Source organism: Nonomuraea longicatena (assembly GCF_039525605.1).
Lineage (GTDB): Bacteria > Actinomycetota > Actinomycetes > Streptosporangiales > Streptosporangiaceae > Nonomuraea > Nonomuraea longicatena.
In genome coordinates, this window is record NZ_BAAAHQ010000017.1 from 223,642 (window position 1) to 226,411 (window position 2,770).

The 2,770-nt window shown below is 70.8% G+C and carries 3 protein-coding genes; all 3 read left to right on the forward strand.

What is annotated here, in order from left to right; all coding sequences use genetic code 11:
* Positions 1-982, forward strand: a 982-nt coding sequence (locus ABD120_RS18820) for a leucyl aminopeptidase (protein ID WP_343951220.1), incomplete at its 5' end; no start/stop codon positions are given.
* 48 nt (positions 983-1,030) lie between these two features.
* The gene (gene lpdA, locus ABD120_RS18825) at positions 1,031-2,395 is read left to right on the forward strand and encodes a dihydrolipoyl dehydrogenase (protein WP_343951221.1); all 1,365 of its coding nucleotides are present in this window, start codon (positions 1,031-1,033) and stop codon (positions 2,393-2,395) included.
* Between the two features lie 23 nt (positions 2,396-2,418).
* Positions 2,419-2,770: biotin/lipoyl-containing protein (locus ABD120_RS18830; protein ID WP_343951222.1), on the forward strand; the 352-nt coding region annotated here is incomplete at its 3' end.

Consider the following 2,770-nt stretch of genomic DNA (forward strand, 5'->3'; position numbering starts at 1 on the left):
CGCGGCCGTCCTCGCCAAGTCGGTGGCCCTGGTGCGCGACCTGGTCAACACCCCGCCCGCCGACCTGTTCCCGGCGAAGTTCGCCGAGATCGCCGAGCAGGAGGGCGCCGTCACCGGGCTCACCGTCGAGGTGCTCGACGACCGGTCGCTCAAGGACGGCGGCTACGGCGGCATCCTCGCGGTCGGCCAGGGCTCCTCGCGCGGCCCCCGCCTGGTCCGCCTCGCCTACAACCACCCCGAGGCCACGAAGACGCTCGCCTACGTCGGCAAGGGCATCACCTTCGACACCGGCGGCCTCAACCTCAAGCCCTCCGCCTCCATGGACTGGATGAAGTCCGACATGGCGGGCGCGGCGGCCGTCCTCGGCGCGCTGCTGGGCATCGCGCGGCTCGGCCTGCGCGTGAACGCCGTCGGCTACCTGTGCCTGGCCGAGAACATGCCGAGCGGCACCGCCCAGCGTCCCTCCGACGTCATCACCAGCTACAGCGGCAAGACCGTCGAGGTCCTCGACACCGACGCCGAGGGCCGCCTGGTGCTCATGGACGGCATCACCCGCGCCCTGGAGGACGGCCCCGACCTGCTCGTCGACGTCGCCACCCTCACCGGCGCGCAGATCGTCGCGCTCGGCTGGCGCACCGCGGGCGTCATGTCCAACGACGACGCCACCCGCGAACTGGTCGTCGAGGTGGCGGGCGCGGCCGGAGAGGGCGCCTGGGGCATGCCGCTGCCCGAGGAGCTCCGCAAGGGTCTCGACTCCCCCATCGCCGACATCGCCAACCTCCAGCCGGAGCGCTGGGGCAGCATGCTGGCCGCGGGCATCTTCCTCAAGGAGTTCGTGACAGACGGGGTCAAGTGGGCACACATCGACATGGCCGGCCCCGCCTTCAACAAGGGCGAGCCGCACGGCTACACCCCCAAGGGCGGCACCGGTGCCTTCACCCGGACCTTGATCGGACTCGCCGAGCGGCACGCAAGCGCCTGAAACAAATGAAAAGATGACGGCATCACGAACCTAGCAAGGAGCGTTCCTGTGGCCTACGACATCGTCGTCCTCGGTGGAGGAAGCGGCGGTTACGCCTGCGCCCTGCGGGCGGCCGAGCTCGGCAAGTCGGTCGCCCTGATCGAGAAGGACAAGATCGGCGGCACCTGCCTGCACAGGGGTTGCATCCCCACCAAGGCGCTCCTGCACTCAGCGGAGGTCGCCGACGAGACCCGCGAGAGTGAGGCGTACGGCGTCAAGGCCCGCTTCGACGGCATCGACGTCCAGGGCGTGCACGCCTTCAAGGACAAGATCGTCACGCGGGCCTGGAAGGGCGTGCAGGGGCTGCTCAAGGCGGCGGGCGTGACGATCGTCGAAGGCGAGGGCCGCCTGGTCGGCCCCAACCGGATCCAGGTCGGCGAGGACGTCTACGAGGGCACCTCGATCGTCCTCGCCACCGGCTCGGCGCCCAAGACGCTGCCCGGCCTGGAGATCGACGGCGAGCGGGTCATCACCAGCGAGCACACGCTGACCATGGACCGGGTGCCGGCCTCCGTCATCGTCCTCGGCGGCGGTGTCATCGGCGTCGAGCTCGCCAGCGTCTACCGGTCCTTCGGCGCCGAGGTGACCATCGTCGAGGCGTTGCCGCACCTGCTGCCGACCGAGGAGGAGTCCAGCTCCAAGCTGCTTGAGCGGGCCTTCCGCAGGCGCGGCATCAAGTACGAGCTCGGCGTCTTCTTCGACAGCGTCAAGACCACCGACACCGGCGTGGTCGTCACCCTGGCCAACGGCAAGACCCTCGACGCCGAGCTGCTGCTCGTGGCCGTCGGACGCGGCGCCGTCTCGGCCGGGATCGGCTTCGAGGAGCAGGGCGTGCGCATCGAGCGCGGCGCCGTCGTGGTCGACGGGCACTGCCGTACCTCGGTGCCCGGCGTCTACGCGATCGGCGACCTCATCGACACCCCGCAGCTCGCGCACGCCGGGTTCGCCGAGGGCATCCTGGTGGCCGAGCACATCGCCGGGCTCAACCCGCCCCCGATCGACTACGCGGGCGTGCCGCGCATCACCTACTCCGACCCGGAGGTCGCCTCCGTCGGCATCACCTCGGCGCAGGCGGCCGAGCGCGGCATCGAGATCGTCGAGCAGGTCTACGACCTCGCCGGCAACCCCAAGAGCCAGATCCTCGGCACCGCCGGGGCGGTCAAGGTGCTCGCCAAGAAGGACGGCCCCGTCGTGGGCGTCCACATGGTCGGACGGCGCATCGGCGAGCTCGTCACCGAGGGACAGCTGATCTACAACTGGGAGGCGCTGCCCGCAGAGGTCGCCCAGCTCATCCACGCGCACCCGACTCAGTCCGAAGCCATGGGCGAGGCCATGCTGGCGCTGGCCGGCAAGCCCCTGCACGTGCACAACTAAGAATCTCGAGGAAGACATAACCCATGCCGGTCTCCGTACAGATGCCCCAGCTCGGAGAGAGCGTCACCGAGGGCACGGTAACCCGTTGGCTGAAGAAGGAGGGCGAGCGCGTCGAGGCGGACGAGCCGCTCCTCGAAGTCTCGACCGACAAGGTCGACACCGAGATCCCGTCGCCGTCCGCCGGCGTCCTCACCAAGATCGTTGTGGCTGAGGACGAGACCGTCGAGGTGGGCGCCGAGCTCGCCGTCATCGACGAGAACGGCCAGGCGGGCGCGCCCGCCCCGGCCCCGGAGCAGGCGCCCGCGCCGCAGCCGGAGCCCGTCCCGGCGGCCTCCTCGATCCCGCAGCCCGCGCCCGCCGCCGCCCCGGCGCCCG